Annotated in this window: 22 protein-coding genes; 15 read left to right on the top strand and 7 right to left on the bottom strand. The window is 60.8% G+C overall.

The features are described 5' to 3' along the window. Window positions 1–153: 153 nt before the first annotated feature. Both CFII68_RS24665 and CFII68_RS24660 read right to left on the bottom strand, forming a co-directional pair. On the bottom strand, window positions 154–804 hold the full coding sequence (locus CFII68_RS24665) for an HAD family hydrolase (RefSeq protein WP_018600847.1): 651 nt from the start codon (window positions 802–804) through the stop codon (window positions 154–156). Between the two features lie 227 nt (window positions 805–1031). Beyond that, a complete protein-coding gene (locus CFII68_RS24660; RefSeq protein ID WP_018600849.1) occupies window positions 1032–1577 on the bottom strand; it encodes a gamma carbonic anhydrase family protein in 546 nt (181 codons plus the stop codon). Between the two features lie 72 nt (window positions 1578–1649). Between CFII68_RS24660 and prlC the strand changes: the two genes are divergently transcribed. From prlC to CFII68_RS24645, 3 genes are all read left to right on the top strand, one after another. Next, on the top strand, window positions 1650–3728 hold the full coding sequence (gene prlC / locus CFII68_RS24655; RefSeq protein WP_177325029.1) for an oligopeptidase A: 2079 nt from the start codon (window positions 1650–1652) through the stop codon (window positions 3726–3728). Next, on the top strand, window positions 3725–4003 hold the full coding sequence (locus CFII68_RS24650) for a YheV family putative zinc ribbon protein (RefSeq protein WP_018600854.1): 279 nt from the start codon (window positions 3725–3727) through the stop codon (window positions 4001–4003). Before prlC ends, CFII68_RS24650 begins: the two co-directional genes overlap by 4 nt. 116 nt (window positions 4004–4119) lie before the next feature. Further along, entirely contained in the window at window positions 4120–6135 is a 2016-nt protein-coding gene (locus tag CFII68_RS24645) for a M3 family metallopeptidase (RefSeq protein ID WP_018600856.1), read from the top strand. On the opposite strand, the gene CFII68_RS24640 is transcribed toward CFII68_RS24645, so the two are convergent. Beyond that, the gene (locus tag CFII68_RS24640) at window positions 6111–6791 is read right to left on the bottom strand and encodes a dual specificity protein phosphatase family protein (protein ID WP_018600859.1); all 681 of its coding nucleotides are present in this window, start codon (window positions 6789–6791) and stop codon (window positions 6111–6113) included. The two genes, CFII68_RS24645 and CFII68_RS24640, sit on opposite strands and share 25 nt — an antisense overlap. Before the next feature lie 175 nt (window positions 6792–6966). On the opposite strand from CFII68_RS24640, the gene CFII68_RS24635 reads away from it, so the two are divergent. The 3 genes from CFII68_RS24635 to CFII68_RS24625 all read left to right on the top strand — a co-directional run bounded on the left by CFII68_RS24635 (window position 6967) and on the right by CFII68_RS24625 (window position 10576). Continuing rightward, window positions 6967–8025, top strand: a complete 1059-nt coding sequence (locus tag CFII68_RS24635; RefSeq protein WP_018600860.1) for a PA0069 family radical SAM protein — start codon at window positions 6967–6969, stop codon at window positions 8023–8025. 204 nt (window positions 8026–8229) lie between these two features. Continuing rightward, window positions 8230–8961 carry a carbonic anhydrase gene (locus CFII68_RS24630; RefSeq protein ID WP_018600861.1) on the top strand — a complete coding sequence of 244 codons (732 nt, stop codon included), beginning with the start codon at window positions 8230–8232 and terminating at the stop codon, window positions 8959–8961. An 88-nt stretch (window positions 8962–9049) separates the two neighbouring features. Then, window positions 9050–10576, top strand: coding sequence for a SulP family inorganic anion transporter (locus tag CFII68_RS24625; protein ID WP_033062347.1), 1527 nt, complete (start codon window positions 9050–9052; stop codon window positions 10574–10576). 375 nt (window positions 10577–10951) lie between these two features. Here the strand turns inward: CFII68_RS24625 and CFII68_RS24620 are convergent, their stop codons facing one another. Next, window positions 10952–11602: a hypothetical protein gene (locus tag CFII68_RS24620; protein WP_014335872.1), complete on the bottom strand. Its 651-nt coding sequence runs from the start codon at window positions 11600–11602 to the stop codon at window positions 10952–10954. A gap of 373 nt (window positions 11603–11975) precedes the next feature. Between CFII68_RS24620 and coxB the strand changes: the two genes are divergently transcribed. The 4 genes from coxB to CFII68_RS24600 all read left to right on the top strand — a co-directional run bounded on the left by coxB (window position 11976) and on the right by CFII68_RS24600 (window position 16367). After that, window positions 11976–13103, top strand: coding sequence for a cytochrome c oxidase subunit II (coxB, locus tag CFII68_RS24615; RefSeq protein WP_018600866.1), 1128 nt, complete (start codon window positions 11976–11978; stop codon window positions 13101–13103). Window positions 13104–13185: 82 nt separating this feature from the next. Next, window positions 13186–14772: a cytochrome c oxidase subunit I gene (ctaD, locus tag CFII68_RS24610; protein WP_014335870.1), complete on the top strand. Its 1587-nt coding sequence runs from the start codon at window positions 13186–13188 to the stop codon at window positions 14770–14772. Between the two features lie 131 nt (window positions 14773–14903). Continuing rightward, window positions 14904–15455 (top strand): cytochrome c oxidase assembly protein, encoded by a 552-nt coding sequence (locus CFII68_RS24605; protein WP_014335869.1) that lies wholly within the window; start codon window positions 14904–14906, stop codon window positions 15453–15455. A gap of 24 nt (window positions 15456–15479) precedes the next feature. Beyond that, window positions 15480–16367, top strand: a complete 888-nt coding sequence (locus CFII68_RS24600; protein ID WP_018600871.1) for a cytochrome c oxidase subunit 3 — start codon at window positions 15480–15482, stop codon at window positions 16365–16367. A gap of 24 nt (window positions 16368–16391) precedes the next feature. On the opposite strand, the gene CFII68_RS24595 is transcribed toward CFII68_RS24600, so the two are convergent. Further along, complete coding sequence (locus tag CFII68_RS24595) at window positions 16392–16595, bottom strand: twin transmembrane helix small protein (protein ID WP_014335867.1); 204 nt, start codon at window positions 16593–16595, stop codon at window positions 16392–16394. 70 nt (window positions 16596–16665) lie between these two features. Between CFII68_RS24595 and CFII68_RS24590 the strand changes: the two genes are divergently transcribed. From CFII68_RS24590 to CFII68_RS24570, 5 genes are read left to right on the top strand one after another with little or no spacing between them, the layout of a single operon-like run. Further along, window positions 16666–17403 carry an SURF1 family protein gene (locus CFII68_RS24590; protein ID WP_018600873.1) on the top strand — a complete coding sequence of 246 codons (738 nt, stop codon included), beginning with the start codon at window positions 16666–16668 and terminating at the stop codon, window positions 17401–17403. Continuing rightward, complete coding sequence (locus CFII68_RS24585; RefSeq protein ID WP_033062353.1) at window positions 17369–17962, top strand: hypothetical protein; 594 nt, start codon at window positions 17369–17371, stop codon at window positions 17960–17962. Before CFII68_RS24590 ends, CFII68_RS24585 begins: the two co-directional genes overlap by 35 nt. Window positions 17963–17972: 10 nt before the next feature. Beyond that, the gene (locus CFII68_RS24580; RefSeq protein WP_018600877.1) at window positions 17973–19052 is read left to right on the top strand and encodes a heme A synthase; all 1080 of its coding nucleotides are present in this window, start codon (window positions 17973–17975) and stop codon (window positions 19050–19052) included. Then, the gene (gene cyoE / locus CFII68_RS24575) at window positions 19040–19939 is read left to right on the top strand and encodes a heme o synthase (RefSeq protein WP_018600879.1); all 900 of its coding nucleotides are present in this window, start codon (window positions 19040–19042) and stop codon (window positions 19937–19939) included. The genes CFII68_RS24580 and cyoE overlap by 13 nt, the downstream gene beginning before the upstream one ends. Next, window positions 19936–20571 carry an SCO family protein gene (locus CFII68_RS24570; protein WP_018600881.1) on the top strand — a complete coding sequence of 212 codons (636 nt, stop codon included), beginning with the start codon at window positions 19936–19938 and terminating at the stop codon, window positions 20569–20571. The genes cyoE and CFII68_RS24570 overlap by 4 nt, the downstream gene beginning before the upstream one ends. Window positions 20572–21358: 787 nt before the next feature. Here CFII68_RS24570 and CFII68_RS24565 read toward each other — a convergent pair. Together CFII68_RS24565 and CFII68_RS24560 are read right to left on the bottom strand one after the other, a co-directional pair. Continuing rightward, window positions 21359–22045, bottom strand: coding sequence for an HAD hydrolase-like protein (locus tag CFII68_RS24565; RefSeq protein ID WP_018600883.1), 687 nt, complete (start codon window positions 22043–22045; stop codon window positions 21359–21361). Between the two features lie 470 nt (window positions 22046–22515). Continuing rightward, a complete protein-coding gene (locus CFII68_RS24560) occupies window positions 22516–23679 on the bottom strand; it encodes an ATP-binding protein (protein ID WP_033062348.1) in 1164 nt (387 codons plus the stop codon). Window positions 23680–23814 lie beyond the last annotated feature (135 nt).

Genomic DNA, 23814 nt, shown 5'->3' on the forward strand with positions numbered 1-23814 from the left:
CAAACCTGCTTCCACAGGCATTCCAAATGCTACCTTTTGGGGGGCCTGCTCCCACAGGTACTCCAGATGCTGCTTTTTGGGGAGCAGCCTTGCCCCCATGGCATTCAAGGCGCGGTCCTGTGGGAGCAAGGCTTGCCCGCGATGGCAATATGACTAACCCCGCAAAAACGCCTGGTGCAACTCATCCAATGTTTGGAAATGATACGCCGGGCCCTCGGCGCTGAGTTCTTCATGGCTGCCAAACCCATACCCCACCGCTGCCGCATCCAGGCCATTGCGGTGGGCGCCGATCAGGTCGTGCTTGCGGTCGCCGATCATCAGGGTGTTGGCCGGGTCGAGGCCTTCTTCGGCCAGCAGGTGGGCGATCAGCTCGACTTTGTTGGTGCGGGTGCCGTCCAGTTCGCTGCCGTAGATCACCTTGAAGTGCCGGGCGAAGTCGAAGTGGCGGGCGATTTCCCGGGCGAAGATCCAGGGTTTGGAGGTGGCGATGTACAACTGGCGCCCTTGGCCGCCCAAGGTTTCCAGCAGTGGCATCACGCCATCGAAGACGCGATTTTCGTATAGGCCGGTGACCTTGAAGCGTTCGCGATAGAACTTCACCGCCTCCCAGGCCTTCGCTTCATCGAAGTCGTAAAACTGCATGAAGGCCTGCAGCAGCGGTGGGCCGATGAAATGCTCGAGGCGGGTCAGGTCGGGTTCGTCGATGCCCAGTTTGCTCAAGGCGAACTGGATCGAACGGGTGATGCCCTCGCGAGGGTCGGTGAGGGTGCCGTCGAGGTCGAAGAGTACAGTCTGGTAATGCATTGCAGTTCCTGGGTGATCATGAAGTTCACTCAACAGGCTTGAATGAAACTGTGGCGAGGGGATTTAGCGAAACGTCGCACCGCCCCGCTGGGCTGCGCAGCAGCCCCCAAAAAACTGAATGTAACAAACTTGGCACACTGCGGTGGCAGGGTTTGGGGCTGCTACGCAGCCCAGCGGGGATAAATCCCCTCGCCACAATGGTTCATTCGACATCTTAGGTAGGCGATTCAGGCCTGGTCGTAGCCTTCAGCCAGATGCAGGTCCTTGAGCTTCACGTAGTTCGCCGCGCTGTAGGTGAAAAACGCGCGCTCCTTGTCCGTCAGCGGCCGGGCCTGCTTCACCGGGCTGCCCACATATAAAAAGCCGCTTTCCAGGCGCTTGCCCGGCGGTACCAGGCTGCCGGCACCGATGATCACATCATCTTCGACCACCGCGCCGTCCATGACGATGCTGCCCATGCCGATCAGGATCCGGCTGCCCACGGAGCAGCCATGGAGCATGACCTTGTGGGCGATGGTCACGTCATCGCCGATCAGCAACGGGAAACCCTCGGGATTGAACGGCCCGGCGTGGGTGATGTGCAGCACGCAACCATCCTGGACGCTGGTACGCGCACCGATGCGGATGCGGTGCATGTCGCCGCGAATGACCGTCAACGGCCAGACGGAGCTGTCTTCGCCGATTTCGACGTCGCCGATCACCACCGCGGTGCTGTCGACAAAAGCGCCACGGGCTAGCCGCGGGCTGTGGTTCTGGTACGTGCGAAGGGTCACGATAGGCTCTCTCTTATCCGGTGATAGGCGCTGCTAGCTGCGGTGAACGTCGATTGTAATTAAGATGGGCCCATGTTTCTTCCAGCCAAGGTGTCGACCGTGAGCGTGAACAACCCTCTTTTGCAGCCCTATGACCTGCCGCCATTCTCGGCGATCCGTGCCGAGCACGTGCAACCGGCCATCGAGCAGATCCTGGCTGACAACCGTGCTGCCATCGCCGAGCTCCTCAAGAACCAAGTCCAGCAGCCTACCTGGGCCGGCCTGGTGTTGGCGATGGACGAGCTCAATGATCGCCTGGGCGCCGCCTGGAGCCCGGTCAGTCATCTGAACGCCGTGCGCAACAGCCCCGAACTGCGCGAAGCCTACGAGGCCTGCCTGCCGGCGCTGAGTGCCTACTCCACCGAGCTGGGCCAGAACCGCGAGCTGTTCCAGGCCTTCGAAGCCCTGGCGAGCAGCCCTGAAGCCGCGGGTTTCGACGTGGCGCAAAAAACCATCCTGGAACATTCCCTGCGTGACTTCCGCCTGTCGGGCATCGACCTGCCGCCCGAGCAGCAGAAGCGTTACGCCGAAGTGCAGAGCAAACTGTCCGAGCTGGGCAGCCGCTTCTCCAATCAACTGCTGGACGCGACCCAGGCCTGGACCAAGCACGTCACAGACGAAGCCGCCCTTGCCGGCCTGACCGACTCGGCCAAGGCGCAAATGGCCGCCGCTGCCCAAGCCAAAGAGCTGGACGGCTGGCTGATCAACCTGGAATTCCCCAGCTATTACGCGGTGATGACCTACGCCGAAGACCGCGCCCTGCGTGAAGAAGTCTACGCCGCCTACTGCACGCGTGCGTCGGACCAGGGCCCGAATGCCGGCCAGAACGACAACGGCCCGGTGATGGAACAGATCCTCGACCTGCGTCAGGAACTGGCCCAATTGCTCGGCTTCGCCAACTTCGCCGAGTTGAGCCTGGCGACCAAGATGGCCGAATCCAGCGATCAGGTCCTCAGTTTCCTGCGGGACCTGGCCAAGCGCAGCAAACCGTTCGCCGCCCTGGACCTGGAACAGCTCAAAGCCTTCGCCGCCGAACAGGGCTGCCCCGACCTGCAAAGCTGGGACAGCGGTTTCTACGGTGAAAAACTGCGCCAGCAGCGTTACAGCGTGGCCCAGGAAGCCCTGCGTGCGTACTTCCCGATCGACAAGGTACTGGGCGGCCTGTTCGCCATCGTGCAACGCCTCTATGGCATCGAGATCGCCGAACTGAAAGGCTTCGACAGCTGGCACCCGGACGTGCGCCTGTTCGAAATCAAAGAGAACGGCCAGCACGTCGGCCGCTTCTTCTTCGACCTCTACGCCCGCGCCAACAAGCGTGGCGGTGCCTGGATGGATGGCGCCCGCGACCGTCGTCGCACCTTCGAAGGCGTCCTGCAAAGCCCGGTCGCCAACCTGGTGTGCAACTTCACCCCGGCCGACAGCGGCAAGCCGGCGCTGCTGACCCACGATGAAGTCACCACCCTGTTCCACGAATTCGGCCATGGCCTGCACCACCTGCTGACCCGCGTCGAACACGCTGGCGTGTCCGGCATCAACGGCGTGGCCTGGGATGCCGTGGAGCTGCCGAGCCAGTTCATGGAAAACTGGTGCTGGGAGCCTGAAGGCCTGGCGCTGATTTCCGGCCACTACGAAACCGGCGAGCCGCTGCCCCAGGACCTGCTGGAGAAAATGCTCGCGGCGAAAAACTTCCAGTCCGGCCTGATGATGGTCCGCCAACTGGAGTTCTCGCTGTTCGACTTCGAGCTGCACGCCACCCACGGCGATGGCCGCAGCGTGCTGCAAGTGCTCGAAGGCGTGCGCGACGAAGTGTCGGTCATGCGTCCACCGGCCTACAACCGCTTCCCCAACAGCTTCGCCCACATCTTCGCCGGCGGTTATGCGGCGGGCTACTACAGCTACAAATGGGCGGAAGTGTTGTCGGCCGACGCCTTCTCCAAGTTCGAAGAGGACGGCGTGCTCAACGCCGACACCGGACGTGCCTTCCGTGAGGCGATCCTGGCCCGTGGCGGCTCGCAGGAGCCGATGGTGCTGTTCGTCGACTTCCGTGGCCGTGAGCCGTCGATTGACGCACTCTTGCGCCACAGCGGCCTGACCGAGGACGCGGCAGCATGAGCGAGGGACCTGTGATTACCAAGCGACGCTTTATCGCCGGGGCGGTCTGCCCGGCCTGCAGCGAGCCGGACAAATTGATGATGTGGAACGAAGACGGCGTGCCGCACCGGGAATGTGTGGCCTGCGGTTATTCCGACACACTCAACGAGCAAGGCCTGTCGGTGCCCAAGGAATTGGGCACCCGGGTCAATACCTCGGCGCTCAAGGCGCCGGACGCCAAGGTTCAGGCGGTGCAGTTTTTCCCCAACCCGAAGCTGAAGAAAAAAACCGACTGACATCTTTGGCATCACCTTCCGGGCCGCCCGGCCCGGAAGCGTTACATATGTACCGCAGCGCCTCATGCATTCCTCATCAGACTGGCCTGACACGTCCAGACTGACAGGAAGCCTCCATGTACCGCCCTTATGATCCCCTCTTGCAGGCCTATGTCCTGCCACCTTTTTCAAACATCCGCGTCGAACACTTCTCTCCCGCGCTAGACCAGATCATTGCCGAAAGCCTTGCCAAAGTCGCCGAGATCATCAAGACCCAGACACCGTACCCTACGTGGGATGACCTGGTGTTGGCGATGGATGAAATCCACGCACGCCTGAGAAGCTTCGGCTTTGTATTGGAACTCATGGCATCGACCAGGACTGACGATGCCTGGGAGCAGGTTTCGGACGATTGCCAACAACGGCTGCAAGATTTCCAGCGATCGCTGATGCAACATCCCGAACTGTTTCAGCTTTACCAACGCTTGGCGAACAGCCAGGTCGGCCTGCATTTTTCCCCCGTGCGAAAACGAACGCTGGCGAAAATCCTGCGGCGGTTGCGCCAGAATGGAATGGGATCGCCGTCACCGGAGAAGCTCAATGACCTGAAGCTACGTATCCAAGGCGCCCAGACCTTGTTCCTTGAGCACTTGCACGCAGCGAACAAAGCGTGGAGCAAAATACTCCATGATGAAACCCAATTGAGTGGCCTGCCGTCATCCTTCAAGCAGCTCATGGCCGAGCAAGCCCGTGAAAAGGGCGGCACAGGCTGGCTGCTGACCCTCAACGACGAGTCGTTTCGCATCGTCACCCGTTACGCCGACGATCCTGTCTTGCGCAAGCAAATGTACGCTGCCTATAGCACCCGCGCATCGGATCAAGGGCCCCAGGCCGGGGTTTACGACAACGGCGATGTGCTGCGCCAATTGCTCAGGGATCGGTATGCACTCGCCAAACTGCTGGGCTATTCAAGCTACGCGCAGATGGCAGTCGAGCCAGAGCAAGCGCAGTCGCCAGAAGACGTCATGACGTTCTTGCAAGGGCAGCTTGACCAACAGGAAACCGTGTTTGCCGAAGATGCAAAGCAACTGGAGGCGTTTGCCAAGACGCAACATGTCAACAAATTAACGCCCTGGAATGTGCAGTACCTGGCAGAAAAACTTCGTCGGCAAACGGCCGGTATCTCGGAGCAGGACGTCAGCGCCTGGTTCGCACTGGAACCGACTTTTGCCCAGTTGCTGCTGATCGCCACGGATCTGTTTGGCGTGGACTTCATCGAGCGCCAGGACGTGACGAGCTGGCATCGGCAGGTGCGTCTTTTCGAAGTCCGGGAGGGGGGCGAAACCCTCGGCTACTTTTATTTCGATCCCTTCGAATATGCGGATCAGAATGGCTTTCCCAATACCACTACCCTGCGAAACCGTCGCATCACCGCCGAGGGCCGGCCGCGTTATCCCATCGCGGTGCTGCATGGCTGGTTGCCGCGCGGTTCCAGCACCCGCCCCCTGTTGCTGGATTATCAGCAACTGCGAGTGCTCTTCCACGAATTAGGGCACTGTCTGCACCATGTGTTAAGCCGGGTTGAATACCGCGACGTCTCGGGCATCACCGCGCTCAGCCGGGACGCGACCGAATTCGCTGGCGTGTTGTTCGAACAGTGGTGCACCTCCAAAGAATTCCTCATCCGGATATCGAAGCACCACCAAACCGGAGCACCGTTGCCGGACAAAGTCGCCGATCAGTTGATGGTTTATCTACAGACCCAAACCAGTTGGGGCATTGCGGGGCAGATACGCGATGCGTTATTCGACATGGAACTGCACCACAGCCACGGTGACGGTCGTACCGCCCAGCAAGTATTCGAGCACGTGCGTGCAAAAGTAGGCCACTTACCGGTGTTCATGCACGAACGCTGGCCCAATGGCCTGGATTACATGGTCACAGGCTACGCCGCCGGGATTTATACCTACCTTTGGTCCACGAGCCTGGCCAGGGCCGTATTCGAACGATTCAAGCGCAACGGCTTATTCGATAGGGAAACCGGCAGGGTGTTGCGTGAAACGATATTCGAGTGGGGCGATTCACGGCCTCTATCGACGTCCATCGATGCTTTTTTACACGCAACCGATCACCGCGCTGGAACCAGCGCTTGAGGGTCAAGGTGACGCGCCGGGGTCGTTGAATTGACCCAACTTTCCAGGGAGCAAAGGGCAAAGACGCTGGTGCTGCAATCGCCATTCGCCAGCGCCACGCGGAGTTTGTCGACATCGGCCTGCATCATGTAGCGCACGCCGTCCTTGAAGTGATGGCTGTCACCGAAGCCCCCTTCGGTCATTTCGTTCAAGGCATCCTCTTTGCTCCAACCCTGCACCACCACCCGGTACATGGCGGCGACCAGCCCGGTGCGGTCCGAGCCGTGCTTGCAGTGCATCAGCACCGGCCCCTTGGCTTCGGCCGCCTGAACGGCGCGCAAAGCCCTGAGGATGTCGCTGTCATCGACATGATTGGTGCGATAGGGCAACTGCACCTGCTCGATGCCGGGGGTGGACAGCCAGCGACTGTCCGACTCCGGCAGAAAGTTGATGACCGTGCCGATCCTCAGCTTGCTCAGCAAGGGCTGCGCTGCGCCGTCCGGCAGGGCGCTGCGGTAGAGCGTCGGTGACATCTGGTAGAGGTTGTAGGCCTTTTCCACCGGCTGCGCCCATTCAGCGGGCCTCACCTGCGTGGAGTCGGCCGCTTGGGCGCAGGCCCCGGCCAGCCCGATGAGCAAGGCCAGGCACAGCAGTGAACGGGAACAGAGCTTGAGCATGCACGGACGACCGAAAACGAAGGAATCAACAGTTTCGGCTCGCTGCGGTTAAAAGCCTGTGAGGAGAATGTCAAAGCGTTGTGAACGATGATCGGGGATTCGGGCTGCCGAATGGCACTGGCCTTAATCGAATGCAACGAATACTGTATGCACATACAGCTTTCGGAGTGCTCCCATGTCAGCTTCTCTTCCGCCTCGCGGCCGCGGCACCGCGACCAACCCGCATAACCGCTTCGCCCCGAATCGCTCGGTGGCCGAAGATGACGGCTGGTACCAGGAAGTCCCGCCGACCCAGGGCACCGAAGTGCGCATCGAAATGGCCAAGACCATCATTACCCGCAACACCTCGTCCGATATCCCCTTCGACCGCTCGATCAACCCGTACCGAGGCTGCGAACACGGCTGCATCTACTGCTATGCGCGGCCCAGCCATGCCTATTGGGACCTGTCGCCGGGGCTGGATTTCGAAACGAAACTGATCGCCAAGACCAATGCCGCCGATGTGCTGGAAGCGCAATTGTCCCGGCGCGGCTATCAATGCGCGCCGATCGCACTGGGTTCCAACACCGATCCCTATCAGCCTATCGAACGCGAGCAACGGATCACCCGGCGGATTCTCGAGGTGCTGCTGCGCTATCGGCATCCGGTGACCATCGTCACCAAGGGTTCGCTGATCCTGCGCGACCTGGACCTGCTGACCGAGCTGGCGCAACAACGCCTGGTGCACGTGATGATCAGCCTCACCACCCTGGACGATGAGCTCAAGCGTATTCTCGAACCCCGCGCGGCGGCGCCCAAGGCGCGGTTGCGGGCGATCAAGGTCATGCGCGAGGCGGGCATTGCCGTGGGGGTGCTGTGTGCACCGATGATCCCGATGATCAATGACAGCGAGATCGAGAGCCTGCTGGCCGAAGCCCACGCCGCCGGCGCGCAGAATGCCGCCTACGTCATGCTGCGCCTGCCGCTGGAAGTTGCGCCGCTGTTCGAGGAGTGGTTGCAGGCGCACTACCCGCAACGCGCCGCCCACGTGCTGAGCCTGGTGCGCCAGAGCCGCGGTGGCGAACTGTATGACAGCCGTTTCGGTGCGCGGATGCGCGGCGAAGGCCCGTTCGCCGACCTGCTGGCCCAGCGTTTCGCCAAGGCCCTCAAGCGCTTGGGGCTTGAGCGTCGCGACGGATACCATCTTGATTGCGATGCCTTCTGTCCGCCGGGCCGACAGATGTCTTTGATTTGATTAAAGTTGACCTTGGAACAGCGCTGGGCATGAGCTGCGCCAGTGTTTTGCCACCCCTGTAATCATTGTTCTAGAGCCTTCGATTTCAGTTTGAGTTAAGTTTCGGCCGCTACCTTGTTCAGCGAGTGACTGATGGGTCGGACATGTCGACCTGGATGTTTTTAACCAGCCACTGGCGTCATACCGTCAAAAAGAGGATGAATCATGAGTGACAAGGATAAACAGCCGTTGGCTGCGTCGGCTTCAGCCCAACCCCAGGCGGAAACCGCCGATGCAGCGCTGCAGCATATTGTTGACGGCTTTTTGCATTTCCATCACGAGATCTTTCCGCAACAGGAAGAACTCTTCAAGAAACTCGCCACCGCCCAGACGCCCCGGGCGATGTTCATCACCTGCGCCGATTCGCGCATCGTGCCCGAGTTGATCACCCATAGCTCCCCCGGCGACCTGTTCGTGACCCGTAACGTCGGCAACGTCGTGCCACCTTATGGGCAGATGAACGGCGGCGTCTCCACCGCCATCGAATACGCCGTGCTGGCCCTCGGCGTGCAGCACATCATCGTTTGCGGCCATTCCGATTGTGGCGCCATGCGTGCGGTGCTCAACCCCGACACCCTGGAAAAAATGCCCACGGTAAAAGCCTGGCTGCGCCACGCCGAAGTGGCCAAGACCATGGTCCACGACAACTGTCCGTGTGGCGACGAAAAACAGACCATGTCGATCCTCACCGAAGAGAACGTGATCGCGCAGTTGCAGCATTTGCGAACGCATCCCTCGGTCGCATCGCGCATGGCCAATGGTCAGTTGTTCATCCATGGCTGGGTGTACAACATCGAGACCAGCGAGATCAAAGCCTATGACGCGGACCAGGGACGTTTCCTGCCGCTCGATGGCAGCCATCCGATACCGGTGGCGACGCCCAAAGCGCGCTTCTAACCACTCCTAAACTTGTGTGGTTCAAGCCTTGCCGCCATTTGCGCGGTAGGGCCTCGCCATGCCTGAAGAAAACTTCGGGAGAGTCGCCATGCGTGCTCAATTAAAAGCTGTTCTGCCACGGGAGCTATTGGCTTCGGTGGTTGTGTTCCTGGTGGCGCTGCCCTTGTGCATGGGCATTTCCATCGCGTCCGGCCTGCCACCGGCCAAAGGCCTGATCACCGGCATCATCGGTGGCCTGGTGGTGGGTTTCCTGGCCGGTTCCAAGCTGCAAGTCAGTGGCCCGGCCGCCGGGTTGGCGGTGTTGGTCTTCGAATTGGTGCGCCAGCATGGCGTGGCCATGCTCGGACCGATCCTGCTGCTGGCCGGTCTGCTGCAATTGTTGGCCGGGCGTTTTCGCCTGGGTTGCTGGTTCCGGGTCACCGCGCCTGCGGTGGTGTACGGAATGCTCGCGGGTATCGGCGTGCTGATCGTGTTGTCCCAGGTCCATGTGATGCTCGACGCGGCGCCCAAGCCGTCGGGGCTGGATAACCTGGCGGCATTCCCGGCGGCGGTGGCCCAGGCCTTGCCGTCCTTCGGTTGGCAGGCTGGCCTGCTCGGTTTGTCGACGATCGCGGTGATGTGGCTGTGGGAAAAGTTTCGCCCCCACAGCCTGCGCTTCGTTCCCGGCGCCTTGCTGGGCGTTGGCCTGGCGACCGTCGCCAGCCTGCTGCTGGCCTTGCAGGTCAAACGGGTGGAAGTCCCGGAAAACCTCGCCGAAGCCATTGATTGGCTGCGCCCGGCAGACCTGCTGAACCTGGCCGACCCGACGCTGCTGGTCGCCGCTTTCGCGGTCGCCTTCATCGCCAGCGCCGAAACCCTGCTATCGGCAGCCGCCGTGGACCGCATGCACAGCGGTGAGCGTGCGGACTTCGACCGCGAACTGTCGGCGCAAGGGATCGGCAACATGCTCTGCGGCCTGCTCGGCGCCCTGCCGATGACAGGGGTGATCGTGCGCAGTTCGGCCAACGTCCAGGCCGGGGCCACCACGCGGATGTCGACGATTTTCCACGGCCTGTGGTTGTTGCTCTTCGTGCTGTTGCTGTCCAGCGTGCTGCAAAGCATTCCGGTGGCGAGCCTGGCGGGGGTGTTGGTGTACACCGGCTTCAAACTGGTGGACCTCAAGGCGTTTCGCAGCCTGGGCCGCTATGGCCGGATGCCGATGTTCACCTACGCCGCCACGGCGCTGGCGATCATCTTCACCGACCTGCTGACCGGCGTGCTGATCGGCTTCGGCCTGACCCTGGCGAAACTGGCCTGGAAAGCCTCGCGGCTGAAAATCAGCCTGATCGACCTGCCCCAGGACGGCGAGATGGAACTGCGCCTGGTCGGCGCGGCCACCTTCCTCAAGGTGCCCGCGTTGACCCAGGTGCTGGGCACCATACCGACGGGCGCGACCGTGCATGTGCCGCTCAATAACCTGAGCTACATCGACCACTCGTGCCTGGAGCTGCTGGAAGAATGGGGCCGGGCGAATGCCAGCAAGGGTTCGAAGCTGCTGATCGAATCCCGCGGACTCAAACGCCGGTTGGAAGGGCGGTTGCGTACCACCGTAGGGGTTGGCGCAGCGACCGGTTAACCCTGCCCCTGTGGGAGCGAGCCTGCTCGCGATTGCGGTGGATCAGTCGACATAAATGTTGAATGTCCAACCGCTATCGCGAGCAGGCTCGCTCCCACAAGGGACTGGTGCTGGACACCTATTTTATGAACACCACAGATCCAATGTGGGAGCGGGCTTGCTCGCGACATAAATGTTGAATGTCCAACCGCTATCGCGAGCAGGCTCGCTCCCACAAGGGACTGGTGCTGGACACCTATTTTATGAACACCACAGATCCAATGTGGGAGCGGGCTTGCTCGCGAAGGCGGTGAATCAGTTAGCTAATAGGCTGCCTGACACTCCGCCTTCGCGAGCAAGCCCGCTCCCACAAAAGCTTCATGTTGTCGTGATGGATCAAGCCGCCGGCTGATCCAGCTCCAGCCCAACGCCCAGTTGGCGCGACAGGCACGGCCAGCGCTTCCACGCTGCGCCCGTGTCCGGGCTGCCGAGTTTCTCCCGGTAAGACTCCACCGACTCCAGCGCAAAGCTATCTTCGTCGAGCATTTCGTCCACGGCATGGTGCACGGCTTCATCCAGCTGGTTGGCGAACGGTTCGCCGATCAAATGGTGAGCGATCAGGTTGGCGACCGTCATGTCCAGCGGAATCAGCGGCTGGCTGAAGTGCTTGATATACAGATCGTTGACCTCCTCCACCAACCGGTGGGCCAGGTAGGCTTCGTCCAACAGGCTGTCCAGGCCAACGTGGCCTTCCATCAACTTCGGTGGCTGGAGAAAAAACTGTTCGGCGATTTTCAGCACCGGCTTGATCTGCGATTCGATACCGGCTTCGCGAGCCACCTCGTTGGCGGCGTCCAGCAGGTCCGGCACTTGTTCGATGTAGGCGGTGACAAAACGCGTCATGACGCCCTTCGCGTCGATGTCTGGCAATTGGATCGCGGCATGCAGATGCGGTAACTGGGCCTCCAGCTGGCGGGTCAATTGGCCGGTCTCGGCTTCATGTTGTTGGGCTTTTTGGATCTGCTCGCGCAATGCGGCGGTGTTCATGAAAACTCCAGGAAACAAAGGCAATGAAATAGGGAAGACATAACTTAGCTGGCGCAAAAACACTCCTAAGACCTAATTTTCATAACCGCCCCTTCCTTGCTACAGCACAGTTATATCGGTTTGCCATCACTCAGGTTCGCATCCTTCTCCATTCGTGGGCTCTAGCGCAAGCCCCGGCTGTTTCAAACGATTTACGCCATCGCGTTGCGAGGTTGCAGGTGCTGTCTATACTCGGGTTGGAATGGAGTTAGCTGATGACACCCGATTGCATGTGCAGCAAGGCGCGGCGAGTCAATTAAGCAGTCTGAATAGCCGATCCCTTGCCGCAGGCTTTACGCCTACGGGATAACAAGAACGATAAGGGGAACCCGCAATGACGCGACATCCACACGTATGGATGGGCCTCCTGTTGTGGTCGATTTTCAGCCAGGCGCAAGCGGCCTGGACTGTGAATATGGCGCCTGGAGCGACACAGATCAGCAATGCAGTGTTCGACCTGCACATGACCATCTTCTGGATCTGTGTGGTCATCGGCATCATCGTCTTCGGCGCCATGTTCTGGTCGATGATCATGCACCGCCGTTCAACCGGCCAGAATGCCGCGCATTTCCACGAAAACACCCGCGTCGAAATCCTCTGGACCATCGTGCCCTTACTGATCCTGGTGCTGATGGCGATTCCTGCCACCGCCACCCTGATCAAGATGTACGACTCCAGCGAGTCGGACATCGATATCCAGGTCACCGGCTATCAATGGAAGTGGCACTACAAGTACCTGGGCCAGGACGTCGAGTTCTTCAGCAACCTGGCGACCCCCGCCGAACAGATTCATAACCAGAGCGCCAAGGGCGAGCATTACCTGCTGGAGGTCGACAAGCCGCTGGTGCTGCCGGTCGATGCCAAGGTGCGCTTTTTGGTGACCTCCGCCGACGTGATCCATTCCTGGTGGGTGCCGGCCTTCGCGGTCAAGCGCGATGCGATCCCAGGTTTCGTCAACGAAGCCTGGACCCGTGTCGACAAGCCCGGCCTGTACCGCGGCCAATGCGCCGAGCTGTGCGGCAAGGACCACGGCTTCATGCCGATCGTGGTGGAGGTCAAGAGCAAGCCCGACTACGAAAAATGGCTGGGCGAACGCAAGGCCGAAGCCGCGCAGCTCAAGGAGCTGACCAGCAAGGAATGGACGCGCGAAGAACTCATCGAGCGTGGCGACAAGGTCTACCACACCACGTGCGTGGCCTGTCACCAGGCCGAAGGCCAGGGCTTGCCACCGATGTTCCCGGCACTCAAGGGCTCGAAAATCGCCACCGGGCCGATCAAGGATCACCTGGGCATTGTCTTCCACGGCAAACCCGGCACCTCCATGGCCGCGTTCGGCAAACAGTTGTCGGAAGTCGATATCGCCGCGGTCGTGACCTATGAACGCAACGCCTGGGGCAACAACAAGGGCGACATGGTGACGCCTAAAGAAGTGCTGGAGCTCAAACAGGCAGAAAGCCAATGAGCCGGCCTGACGATCGTTCTCGCAACCGTTCCGGGCTCACCGCCCCGGGCCGCCCAGCCCACTCGTTCGAAGGAGACAGGACATGAGTGCTGTGATCGATGACCACGGTCATGCCGACCACGCCCACGGCCCCGCCAAGGGCCTGATGCGCTGGGTACTGACCACCAACCACAAGGATATCGGCACGCTGTACCTGTGGTTCGCCTTCTCCATGTTCCTGTTGGGCGGCTCGTTCGCCATGGTGATCCGCGCCGAGCTGTTCCAGCCCGGCCTGCAGATCGTGCAGCCGGAATTCTTCAACCAGATGACCACCATGCATGGCCTGGTGATGGTCTTCGGCGCAGTCATGCCGGCGTTCGTCGGCCTGGCCAACTGGATGATCCCGCTGATGATCGGCGCGCCGGACATGGCCCTGCCGCGCATGAACAACTTCAGCTTCTGGCTATTGCCGGCGGCGTTCCTGCTGCTGGTCTCGACGCTGTTCACCCCTGGAGGCGGGCCGAACTTCGGTTGGACCTTCTATGCGCCGCTGTCCACCACCTATGCGCCGGAAAGCGTGACGTTCTTCATCTTTGCCATCCACCTGATGGGCATCAGCTCGATCATGGGCGCGATCAACGTGATTGCCACCATCCTCAACCTGCGCGCCCCCGGCATGACCCTGATGAAAATGCCGCTGTTCGTCTGGACCTGGCTGATCACCGCGTTCCTGCTGATCGCAGTGATGCCGGTGCTGGCCGGCTGCGTGACGATGATGCTGATGGACATCCACTTCGGCACCAGCTTCTTCAGTGCCGCCGGCGGCGGTGACCCGGTGCTGTTCCAGCACGTGTTCTGGTTCTTCGGCCACCCCGAGGTGTACATCATGATCCTGCCGGCATTCGGTGCCGTCAGCTCGATCATCCCGGCGTTCTCGCGCAAGCCGTTGTTTGGCTACACCTCGATGGTCTACGCCACGGCCGCCATTGCGTTCCTGTCGTTCATCGTCTGGGCGCACCACATGTTCGTGGTCGGCATCCCGCTGGTGGGCGAGCTGTTCTTCATGTACGCCACCCTGCTGATCGCCGTGCCCACCGGGGTGAAGGTGTTCAACTGGGCCAGCACCATGTGGCAAGGCTCGCTGACCTTCGAGACGCCGATGCTGTTTGCCGTGGCGTTCGTGATCCTGTTTTCCATCGGCGGTTTCTCCGGGCTGATGCTGGCCATCGCCCCGGCGGACTTCCAGTACCAGGACACTTACTTCGTGGTCGCGCACTTCCACTACGTGCTGGTGCCCGGCGCGATCTTCGGGATCTTCGCCTCGGCCTACTACTGGCTGCCGAAGTGGACCGGCCACATGTACGACGAAACCCTCGGCAAACTGCACTTCTGGCTGTCGTTCGTGGGGATGAACCTGGCGTTCTTCCCGATGCACTTCGTCGGCCTGGCGGGCATGCCCCGGCGGATTCCCGACTACAACCTGCAGTTCGCCGACTTCAACATGGTCTCGTCCATCGGCGCATTCATGTTCGGCACCACGCAGATCTTCTTCCTGTTCATCGTGATCAAGACCATCCGTGGCGGCGAGCCGGCACCGGCCAAGCCGTGGGATGGGGCCGAAGGGTTGGAGTGGAGCGTGCCGTCGCCGGCGCCGTATCACACCTTCACTACGCCGCCGGAAGTGAAATGAGATGAGCCATCGGGACTGTGTGGGAGCGGGCTTGCTCGCGAAGAACGATGACGCGGTGTTTCTGTTAGACCGCAGTGCCTGCTTCGCGAGCAAGCCCGCTCCCACAGAGTTATCTGTAGGGGTTCAAAATCATGGCTGATTCGATTTCGATGAAAAAACTGGTCACCCGCCTGCTGCTGGTGGTGGTGGCCATGTTCATCTTCGGGTTTGCCCTGGTGCCGATCTACGACGTGATGTGCAAGGCCTTCGGCATCAACGGCAAGACCGGCGGGCAGTACGAAGGCGAGCAGGTCGTCGATGAATCCCGCCAGGTGCGCGTGCAGTTCCTGTCGACCAATTCGGTGGACATGGTCTGGGACTTCTACCCCAAGGGCGATGAGCTGGTGGTCAAGCCGGGGGCGGTCAACGAGATGGTGTTCGTCGCCCACAACCCCACCGACCGGCCGATGAGCGCCCAGGCAGTGCCGAGCATCTCGCCGAGCAACGCGGCGGCGTATTTCCACAAGACCGAATGTTTTTGTTTTACCCAGCAAGTGCTGCAACCCGGCGAACGCATCGAAATGCCCATGCGCTTCATCGTCGACCGGGACATGCCCAAGGAAGTGAAGCACCTGACGCTGTCCTACACGCTGTTCGACATCACCGCTCGTCATCCACCGGTGGCTCTAAACACTGACCGATAGCGTGCCCGATAAGGAGAACAATAAATGGCAACTCACGAACACTATTACGTTCCGGCCCAGAGCAAATGGCCGATCATCGCCACGGTCGGCATGTTCGTCACGGTGTATGGCCTGGCAACCTGGTTCAACGACATGAAGGCGGCGCGCCCGGATTCCCACGGCCCGCTGATCTTTTTCGTCGGCGGTCTTCTGCTGGCCTACATGCTGTTCGGCTGGTTCGGCGCGGTGATCAAGGAAAGCCGCGCCGGGCTGTACAGCGCCCAGCTCGACCGCTCGTTCCGCTGGGGCATGAGCTGGTTCATCTTCTCCGAAGTGATGTTCTTCATCGCCTTCTTCGGTGCCCTGTTCTACGTGCGCACGATCTCGGCGCCGGGGTTGGGCGGTGAAGGCAGCAAGGGCTTGTCGGAGATGCTCTGGCCGAACTTCGAATACGTCTGGCCGTTGCTGAACAACCCCGATCCCAAGCTATTCCCACCGCCCAAGGATGTGATCAGCCCTTGGGGCTTGCCGCTGCTCAACACCATCCTGCTGGTCAGTTCCAGCGTCACCGTGACCATCGCCCACCATGCCCTGAAAAAAGGCCATCGCGGCGCGCTGAAAATCTGGCTGGCGATCACCGTGCTGCTGGGTTGCGCCTTCCTGGGCTTCCAGGCCGAGGAATACATCCACGCCTATAAAGAGCTGGGCCTGACGCTGGGCTCGGGGATCTATGGGGCAACCTTCTTCATGCTCACCGGGTTCCACGGCGCCCACGTCACCATGGGCACGATCATCCTGTTCGTGATGCTGATGCGCATCATGCGTGGGCACTTCGACAACGAGCATCAGTTCGGCTTCGAGGCGGCGAGCTGGTACTGGCACTTCGTCGATGTGGTGTGGATCGGCTTGTTCGTCTTCGTCTACATCCTCTGACGCAACCGTTATCAGGGCGGCTCTTTACCAAGGAGCATGCGACACCAACTGGCCGCTGAAGAAACCCCAGGCAATCAAGCCGACGGTGGCGGCGGCCAGGCTGACTCGGATCGCCAGGGCGATGACCAGGCGATTGGAACTGCTGTCGTCCTTGACCAGAAAAAACAGGCCGCTGAACAGGCTGGCAATCGTGGCAATCAGCATCAGGACGATGGCTGCTTTGAGCATTAGGGACACTCCGGGGGGACGCGATGCACGTGAGTATAGCTATCCCGTTCGATGGCTTTCGGACGGCGCCATGAAAGGTTTCCGGCCAGGCCTCGTGCCGTCATTGGTGGTGGCCGTGCTGGTGCCGGTGATGGTGTGCCTGGGGTTCTGGCAATTGAGCCGTGGCGAACAGAAGCGCGTGCTCATGGACACTTACGCCGAGCGCCGCGTGGCACCGCCGATGGACAGCACTGAGCTTACGCACACCGCCGACCCGGCCTTTCGCCCGGTCACGCTGCAGGGCCAGTTCGACGCCGAGCACAGCATCCTGCTGGATAACCGCCAACACGACGGCAAGGTCGGCGTCGAGTTGCTGCAACCGTTCCTCGACCACCGCACCGGGCTGTGGCTGCTGGTCAATCGCGGTTGGTTGCCCTGGCCGGACCGGCGCACCCCGCCGGCCTTCAACACGCCGGAGCAACCGGTGAGCCTCCAGGCCTGGGTCTACGTCGCACCCGGCGCCACCTTCCAGCTCCACGCCGACCCGGCCGGCGCGCCCTGGCCGCGACTGGTCACCACCATTGAGCCGGACAAGCTCTGGGCTGATCTCGGCCGCAACGGCTTCGCCTATCAATTGCGCCAACAAAGCGGCCCCGGCGCCTACCGGACCGATTGGCCGGTGGTCGCCATGGGCCCGGAAAAACACCTCGGCTATGCCGTGCAGTGGTTCGCCATGGCGGCGGCACTGTTCGGCCTGTTCCTTTATCTCGGATGGCACAACGCAGGGAGACACCATGGGAAGCACCATGAATCCAACCAACACGTCTGAGGCCCCCGTGGCGCCCAACCGGCGCAAGGGCCGCGTGCAATTGCTGCTGATCGTGCTCGGCGTGATCGGCCCGATGATCCTCGCCACCGGCATGTACAAATTCCAGTTCTGGGTGCCCGACAGCCGCAGCTACCACGGCGAACTGATCGGCACCGGCCAGACCCGCGCCGAGATTGGCGTACAGGCCGATGAACAGCGCTGGCAGATCCTCGTCACGGCGCCGCAGGAATGCTCAGTGGATTGCCGGCAACTGGTGTACCTGGCCCGGCAGGTGCAGATCGGCCTCGGCCGTGAAGCCGGCCGCGCCAGTCATGCCCTGGCGATCGCACAACCGCTCGATGCCGAGTACGACGCCCAACTGCAGCGTGAATACCCACAACTGCAACGTTATCCACTGGACCTGCCGGCCTATCAGAAAGGCGCCCAAGGCTCCGGCGGCGCCCAGCTGTGGATCATCGATCCCCACAGCAACCTGGTGCTGCGCTACGACGCCCGGGTCAAGGGCAAGGACCTGCTCAACGACCTGCGCCACCTGCTGAAACTGTCGAACATCGGATGAGGGCATCGACATGGCCAAACCTGGATTTCGCCTCGCGCTGTTTGCCACGTTGCTGGCACTGATCGTCGTCTTGCTGGGCGCCTACACCCGGCTGACCCACGCCGGCCTCGGCTGCCCGGACTGGCCCGGTTGCTACGGGTTCATCAGCGTGCCCAAGAGCGAAGCCCAACTGGCCCATGCCGAGCTGCATTTCCCCGACACCCCGGTGGAGGCCCACAAAGGCTGGAACGAGATGGTCCATCGCTACTTTGCCGGGGCCCTGGGGCTGATGATTACCGTGCTGGCCGCCCGGGCCTGGATGAACCGCCGCCACCCCGGCCTGCCGTTGAAACTGCCGCTGTTCCTGCTGGCCGTGGTGTTCGCCCAGGCGGCGTTCGGCATGTGGACCGTCACCCTCAAGCTGTGGCCGCAAGTGGTGACCGGGCATTTGCTCGGCGGCTTCGCGACGTTGAGCCTGCTGTTCCTGCTCACTTTGCGCTTGTCCGGGGTGTTGCCGGCGCTGACCGTGCCCAAGCGCCTGCAACATTGGGCCACGGCCGGGCTGCTGCTGGTGATCGGCCAGATCGCCCTCGGCGGTTGGGTCAGCTCCAATTACGCGGCGGTGGCCTGCATCGATTTCCCCACCTGCCACGGCCAATGGCTGCCACCGGCCGACTTTGCCAACGGCTTCCACCTGACCCAGCACATCGGCCCCAACTACCTGGGCGGGCAACTCGACAGCGACGCCCGCACCGCCATCCACCTGACCCACCGCATCGGCGCCTTGCTGGTGACCGTGGTGCTGCTGGGCCTGGCCTGGCAATTGAAGAGCGTCGGCATGACCCGGTTGGCCGGCCTGGTGCTGGCCGCACTGGCGGCGCAGATCACCCTGGGCATCAGCAACGTGCTGTTCCATCTGCCGTTGCCGGTGGCCGTCGCCCATAACGCCGGGGGCGCGGCACTGTTGCTGACCCTGGTGCTGGTCAACTATCACGCCCGGACCAGTCTGGTCCGGGTCAAGCATCAAGTCCCGCTGCGCTGGCGGTTCAACCCGCCTAAACACCGCGCCAGCCCCATAACAATAAAAGGAGAGATGCCATGGCAACCTTGACCGGTGAACGCCACAGCCAAGCGATCTGGCGCGATTACCTGGAGCTGACCAAGCCCAAAGTGGTGGTGCTGATGCTGATCACCTCGCTGGTCGGCATGTTCCTCGCCACCCGTGCCGGCGTACCGTGGACGGTGCTGGTGTTCGGCAACCTGGGCATCGCCCTGTGTGCCGGCGGCGCGGCGGCGGTCAACCATGTGGTGGACCGGCGCATCGACGCGGTGATGGCCCGCACCCACAAACGGCCATTGGCCGAGGGCCGAGTCTCGCCGGCCGCCGCCCTGACCTTCGCCCTGGCCCTGGCCGTGGCCGGCCAGGCCATGCTGCTGGCGTTCACCAACCCGCTGACGGCCTGGCTGACCCTGGCCTCGTTGCTCGGCTATGCGGTGGTGTATACCGGTTTCCTGAAACGGGCGACGCCGCAGAACATCGTCATCGGCGGCCTGGCTGGCGCGGCACCACCGCTGCTGGGCTGGGTCGCGGCCACCGGTCATGTCAGCGCCGAACCGCTGCTGCTGGTGCTGATCATCTTCGCCTGGACCCCGCCGCATTTCTGGGCCCTGGCGATTCACCGCAAGGAGGAATACGCCAAGGCCGACATCCCGATGCTGCCGGTGACCCACGGCGAGCACTACACCAAGATCCACATCCTGCTGTACACCCTGGTGCTGCTGGCGGTGAGCCTGATGCCATTCGTGATCCAGATGAGCGGGATGCTGTACCTGATTTGTGCCCTGGTACTGGGTGCCAGGTTCCTGCAATGGGCCGTGGTGTTGTACCGTGGCAGTCGGCCGCACGCGGCGATCAACACCTTCAAGTACTCTATCTGGTACTTGTTCCTGCTGTTCATCGCCCTGCTTGTAGATCATTACTTACTGTTGAGCCTATGACTCGAACCCAGAAAACCGTCTTCATCCTCGCGGCCGTGATCGCAGTGATCCTCGGCCTGACCATCAACAAGGTGCTGTCCGGCAAAGGCCAGGGCGACCCAACCGCGCTGATCGACGCCGGCATCATCCTGCTGCCCCAGAGCCGCACCCTGCCGGACGTGAAAATGACCGACCAGGACGGCCAGCCCGTGGCGATGGACGGGTTGAAAGGCAAATGGAGCCTGCTGTTCTTCGGCTACACCTTCTGCCCGGACATCTGCCCGACCACCCTCGCCCAACTGCGCCAGATCAAAAGCGAACTGCCGCCCGAGGCTGTGGATAAGTTGCAGATCGTACTGGTCAGCGTCGACCCGAACCGCGACACGCCCAAGCAGCTCAAGCAGTACCTGGGTTACTTCGATCCGCAGTTCATCGGGCTGACCGCCGCCTCAGTGGAAGACCTGCAGAAACTGGCGAATGCGGTGAGCATCCCGTTCATCCCAGCGGACACCAGCAAACCCAACTACACCGTCGACCACAGCGGCAACCTCGCGGTGATTGGCCCGGACGGCACCCAGCGTGGGTTTATTCGCGCGCCACTGAATAATCAAAAGCTGGTGGCGCAGTTGCCGGAGATGCTCAAGCGTAAATAACGGCGCAACCTTTGTAGCGCGGGACTCGCCCCACCTGTAGGAGCTGTGTAGGAGCTGTCGAGTGAAACGAGGCTGCGATCTTGCCCCAGACAATTGAGTCATAAGCGAAAGATCAAAATCAAAAGATCGCAGCCTCGTTTCACTCGACAGCTCCTACCAGCTCCTACCAACCCAGTTTTTTCAGGAACACCGTCATTTCCGCTAGATAGCTATCGCGAGCAAGCTCGCTCCCACAGCGGACGGTGATGAATACAACATCTGCAACACCCCAGATCCCCTGTGTGCGAGCTCGCTCGCGATGACGCCCGCCCAGACACCCCCGTGGCGAGGGAGCTTGCTCCCGCTCGGCTGCGCAGCAGCCGCAAAACCGGACAATGCAGTTTGCCTGGAAAAATGCAGGGGCCTGCTACGCAGGCCAGCGGGAGCAAGCTCCCTCGCCACAGGGGTTAGTGTCGAGCCGAATATCCAGCCCAACGCCACCCACTGTGGGAGCGGGCTTGCTCGCGAAAGCGGCGGGTCAGCTTGCATCAATATTGAATGTGCCACCCTCTTCGCGAGCAAGCTCGCTCCCACACCGGACGGTGGTGAACACAACATCTGCAACACCCCCGATCCCCTGTGGGAGCGAGCCTGCTCGAGATGACACCAGCCCAGACACCCCCGTGGCGAGGGAGCTTGCTCCCGCTCGGCTGCGCAGCAGCCGCAAAACCGGACAATGCAGTTTGCCTGGAAAAATGCAGGGGCCTGCTACGCAGGCCAGCGGGAGCAAGCTCCCTCGCCACAGGGGTTAGTGTCGAGCCGAATATCCAGCTGCCGGCAGCAGACCGTCAACTATGGAGGGTAACGCCCAGGGTGTATCGGCCAAGGCCAGGGCCCCACTGTTTTTCAACTCGTCGACGGCACCATAGCCCCACAGTGCGCCCACCGGGATTACTGCATTTCGCTGCGCTGCCTGCATGTCATCACGTTTATCGCCAATCATGAACACGCTGGATGGCGGCTTCGCAAGGGATGCCAGCAGCGTCTTTACCAGATCAGCCTTCTCATCCAGCTTACCGTCGGGCGAAGTGCCGCAGATCGACTGGAAAGCATCGGACAATCCGTTGTAGGTAAGCATTTTTTCAGCAAACTCTTGTCGTTTCGAAGTCGCAATAAAGAGCGAGTAATTACGGTCCAAAAAATAACGGAGCGCATTGCTTATGCCTGCGTACGGAAGGCTTTTGTAGAGCCCATGCTCCCTGTAGTGGGAGCGGTACAAGTGGATGCACTCGTCGACTCGATCGTCTGCAAAAGGCGCCAGGAGTTTTGCGACGATTTGGTTCATCGGGGGGCCAAATAGCTTCTGCGTCTCAGCGCCGGGAATAAAATCATGGCCCAGTTGACGGATGGCATACGTCAAACTCTCAAGGATTCCGGGAGCCGAGTCGAGGACAGTACCGTCCATATCGAAAATTATGACGTTGGAATCGGTCACGTGTTGGACCTCCTGGTAGCGAAGGAGCTTCCTCCAAGGGTCTGACGCCTGATAGTGGTTTCAAGCACACTGGCGACTGCTCCATCGTTGAAGTAACCGTTTAAAAAGTACCATGGCCGTTGGCACAACGCCGTGTCCGAAAAGGGGATTTATTTCCAGCAAATAAATCCCCTTTTCACTGGTATCTGCAACACCCCCGATCTCCTGTGGGAGCGAGCCTGCTCGCGATGACGCCAGCCCAGACACCCTCGTGGCGAGGGAGCTTGCTCCCGCTCGGCTGCGCGGCAGCCGCAAAACCGGACAATGCAGTTTGCCTGGAAAAATGCAGGGGCCTGCTGCGCAGGCCAGCGGGAGCAAGCTCCCGCTCGGCTGCGCAGCAGCCGCAAAACCGGACAAATCCCCCACGTTAACCGCAACACCGTCAAGCGGTGTGGCGAGGAGATATTCCCCTCGCCACACACTGCAGGACTTCATTCCTGGCGACGCATGAATTCCGCGAAAAGAGGAACTGTAAAATTCAGATATCCGTGATCTGTGCTGTAGATCATTCCCTTGGAAATGATGTTGGCCCGAGTCGGACCAAGCGATGATTGAGGACGCCCCATGACCTTGGCAACATCAGCGATGGCATAGGGGCCATCGCCGAGGGTGGACATGGCTTTTACAAACTGAACCTCCGAAGGTGTAAGCCGATCGATACGAACCCTGAAGAAGCCCGCATCGAGAGAGGCCAATGTCTCCGAATAAGAATGCTCGACATCGTCAACAGTAATTTCAGGCCCCTCGGCGTTGTTCCATGCCGTGGATGCCCACTCTTGAAGAAAGAACGGATAGCCCTGCGTCCGATCAACAATGCTGTCCAGCGCTGCAGTGTCGATAGAAGCCTCCTCCTCCAAGATCGGCTTTTGAACGGCTTGAGTCGCAGACGGTTGATCAAGCGCCCCCACCTCCGGATAAAGGAAAAGCCGCTCGGCGTATGACTTCGCCTCACCCGCCAGCCGGGCAACTTGCGGAAGACCTGCACCGACCAGCAGCACCGGAAGCCCTTCTTGCGACATGCGATGGATAGAGACAATCAGTGCCGATAGATCTGCTTCGGTGAGGTATTGGACTTCATCAATGAGAAGAATCCAGCCTTTGCCGGCGGCCTGTGCCGCTTCACCTATTACAGTAAAAAGATCTGGAAGATCGTATTGAAGATTTCCGCTGTCCGCGAGTCCAGGCTCAGGCTCAACACCAATCTCAATACCGCCAATATCAATCTTGAAGATTGATGCAAAGCTGCGAAGTCCTTTTAGCCCGCGATTAGCAATTTGCTTGGCGGACTCAACGCCGGAAAGCGCGCGCATGACCTTTCGCATTTCAGGATAAAGAAGACGTGCAAGGCTTTCACGCTCTGGCGCCTCTACTTTGGAGACGAGAAGACCTTCCTCCTTCGCAATTCTTCCTATCTCATTCAACAGGACCGTCTTACCCGTGCCTCTTAAGCCAAGGAGCATGATGGAACGAGCACTTCGTCCATTGACGGCTCGGCCACAGGCAATTCTTGCCGCCTCGAGAATTGAGTCGCGCCCCGCCAATTCAGGGGGCCTGCTGCCCGCTCCGGGCGCAAACGGATTACGGTAGGGATCCATGTCGACCTCAAAAAAATATCAAAACCTAATGAAAGATAGCTAAAGCTAGCTGAATCTATTAGCTTTTGCTATACGCGGATAGTATTCAATATGAGTCGGAATTTTTCCTAATGTTAGATCCGCCCCTTTCCACTG

Origin of the sequence: Pseudomonas sp. CFII68 (genome assembly GCF_000416195.1) — a bacterium.
In the GTDB taxonomy this organism is placed as follows: Bacteria; Pseudomonadota; Gammaproteobacteria; order Pseudomonadales; family Pseudomonadaceae; genus Aquipseudomonas; species Aquipseudomonas kilonensis.

What these genes read in the sequence shown, in the direction of transcription:
- CFII68_RS24600 (WP_018600871.1), top strand. Translation starts at nt 15,480, where the DNA reads ATGGCAACTCACGAACACTATTACGTTCCGGCCCAGAGCAAATGGCCG.
- CFII68_RS24580 (WP_018600877.1), top strand. Translation starts at nt 17,973, where the DNA reads ATGGCCAAACCTGGATTTCGCCTCGCGCTGTTTGCCACGTTGCTGGCA.
- CFII68_RS24650 (WP_018600854.1), top strand. Translation starts at nt 3,725, where the DNA reads ATGAGCGAGGGACCTGTGATTACCAAGCGACGCTTTATCGCCGGGGCG.
- CFII68_RS24585 (WP_033062353.1), top strand. Translation starts at nt 17,369, where the DNA reads ATGGGAAGCACCATGAATCCAACCAACACGTCTGAGGCCCCCGTGGCG.
- CFII68_RS24630 (WP_018600861.1), top strand. Translation starts at nt 8,230, where the DNA reads ATGAGTGACAAGGATAAACAGCCGTTGGCTGCGTCGGCTTCAGCCCAA.
- CFII68_RS24665 (WP_018600847.1), bottom strand. Translation starts at nt 804, where the DNA reads ATGCATTACCAGACTGTACTCTTCGACCTCGACGGCACCCTCACCGAC.
- CFII68_RS24625 (WP_033062347.1), top strand. Translation starts at nt 9,050, where the DNA reads ATGCGTGCTCAATTAAAAGCTGTTCTGCCACGGGAGCTATTGGCTTCG.
- coxB (WP_018600866.1), top strand. Translation starts at nt 11,976, where the DNA reads ATGACGCGACATCCACACGTATGGATGGGCCTCCTGTTGTGGTCGATT.
- cyoE (WP_018600879.1), top strand. Translation starts at nt 19,040, where the DNA reads ATGGCAACCTTGACCGGTGAACGCCACAGCCAAGCGATCTGGCGCGAT.
- CFII68_RS24635 (WP_018600860.1), top strand. Translation starts at nt 6,967, where the DNA reads ATGTCAGCTTCTCTTCCGCCTCGCGGCCGCGGCACCGCGACCAACCCG.
- CFII68_RS24595 (WP_014335867.1), bottom strand. Translation starts at nt 16,595, where the DNA reads ATGCTCAAAGCAGCCATCGTCCTGATGCTGATTGCCACGATTGCCAGC.
- CFII68_RS24620 (WP_014335872.1), bottom strand. Translation starts at nt 11,602, where the DNA reads ATGAACACCGCCGCATTGCGCGAGCAGATCCAAAAAGCCCAACAACAT.
- CFII68_RS24640 (WP_018600859.1), bottom strand. Translation starts at nt 6,791, where the DNA reads ATGCTCAAGCTCTGTTCCCGTTCACTGCTGTGCCTGGCCTTGCTCATC.
- CFII68_RS24605 (WP_014335869.1), top strand. Translation starts at nt 14,904, where the DNA reads ATGGCTGATTCGATTTCGATGAAAAAACTGGTCACCCGCCTGCTGCTG.
- prlC (WP_177325029.1), top strand. Translation starts at nt 1,650, where the DNA reads ATGTTTCTTCCAGCCAAGGTGTCGACCGTGAGCGTGAACAACCCTCTT.
- CFII68_RS24570 (WP_018600881.1), top strand. Translation starts at nt 19,936, where the DNA reads ATGACTCGAACCCAGAAAACCGTCTTCATCCTCGCGGCCGTGATCGCA.
- CFII68_RS24560 (WP_033062348.1), bottom strand. Translation starts at nt 23,679, where the DNA reads ATGGATCCCTACCGTAATCCGTTTGCGCCCGGAGCGGGCAGCAGGCCC.
- ctaD (WP_014335870.1), top strand. Translation starts at nt 13,186, where the DNA reads ATGAGTGCTGTGATCGATGACCACGGTCATGCCGACCACGCCCACGGC.
- CFII68_RS24645 (WP_018600856.1), top strand. Translation starts at nt 4,120, where the DNA reads ATGTACCGCCCTTATGATCCCCTCTTGCAGGCCTATGTCCTGCCACCT.
- CFII68_RS24590 (WP_018600873.1), top strand. Translation starts at nt 16,666, where the DNA reads ATGAAAGGTTTCCGGCCAGGCCTCGTGCCGTCATTGGTGGTGGCCGTG.